Origin of the sequence: Plantactinospora mayteni (assembly GCF_016862935.1) — a bacterium.
Classification (GTDB): Bacteria; Actinomycetota; Actinomycetes; order Mycobacteriales; family Micromonosporaceae; genus Plantactinospora; species Plantactinospora mayteni.
This window is the reverse complement of record NZ_BONX01000111.1, coordinates 1-1,259: the sequence shown is the minus strand read 5'-3', so window position 1 is coordinate 1,259 and position 1,259 is coordinate 1. Positions and strand designations below refer to the sequence as shown.

At 67.0% G+C, this 1,259-nt stretch carries 1 protein-coding gene; it reads left to right on the top strand.

From position 1 onward, the window contains the following. Positions 1-200: 200 nt before the first annotated feature. The coding region (gene istA, locus Pma05_RS42100; RefSeq protein WP_203863140.1) for an IS21 family transposase at positions 201-1,259 on the top strand (1,059 nt) is incomplete at its 3' end.

Below are 1,259 nucleotides of genomic sequence, written 5' to 3'. Positions count from 1 at the left end.
AATGTTCCCGTCGGGGGCTGATTCGCTTACGTAGTTGATCCAGTCGTCGCTCGTCGTGCCTGGTCAGGCGCTCGTGATGTTCGTGGAGGATGTGACGAGCGTTCGGCTGTAGTTTTCAAGATCCTTTCTCTTGCTCGTCCATGATCTGCGCCCGACGGCCCCTGGTGGCTGGGGAGCGGATGGCGAGGTGGACCTTCCACGTGATCGATATAACCGAGATTCTGGCGCACTGGTATGCGGGCCGGTCTCAGTACGACGTCGCGGGCTCGCTGGGTGTGGCTCGCGGAACGATCCGGCGTTATGTCGAGCCGGCGATCGCGGCGGGGTTCGTGCCGGGCGGGACGCCGCCGATGAGCCAGGCGGACTGGGAGCCGCTGGTGAAGCAGTGGTTCCCGCATCTGACCGTTACCCGGTTGCGGCAGGTGACCTGGCCGGATTTCGACAAGCACCGCGAGTACGTCGTTGAGCTGCTGCGGGCCGGGGTGACCAGGGCGACGATCCATCAGCGGCTGTGTGACGAGCATCAGGTGGCCGGGTCGCTGGCGTCGTTCAAGCGGTATGTCGCGGCGAACCTGGCCGAGGATGCGGTGCGGGAGAAGGTGACGGTGCTGCGGGCCGATCCGGAGCCGGGGCTGGAAGGGCAGATCGACTACGGGCTGTTGGGGTCGTGGACGGACCCGCGGACCGGCCGGTCGCAGCGGGTCTGGGCGTTCGTCATGGTCTTGTCGCACTCGCGGCACATGTTCGTGCGGCCGGTGATCAGCATGGATCAGGCGTCGTGGACGGCCAGTCATGTCGAGGCGTTCGCGTTCTTCGGCGGCTGCCCCGCCCGGCTGATCCCGGACAACTTGAAGACCGGGGTGGACAAGCCTGACCTCTACGATCCGAAGCTGAATCGGGCCTATGCCGAGCTCGCCGCGCACTACGGCGTGCTGGTCGACCCGGCACGGGCCCGCAAACCCAAGGACAAGCCGCGGGTCGAGCGGCAGATGCCGTATATCCGCGATTCGTGGTGGAAGGGCCGAGAGTTCGCCTCGCTGGTCGAGATGCAGGCCTCGGCGCTGCACTGGTGCCGGGAGGTCGCGGGGCAACGCAAGCACCGCGGCTTGGACGGGCGCACCCCGGTGGAGGTGTTCGACCAGGCCGAGGCGGGAACGCTGACTCCGTTGCCGGCTGCGGCGTTCACCCTGGCGGAGTGGTCGCGGGCCAAGGTCGGCACGGATGTCCACGTCAAGTGCGGCAAGGCGCTCTACTCGGTG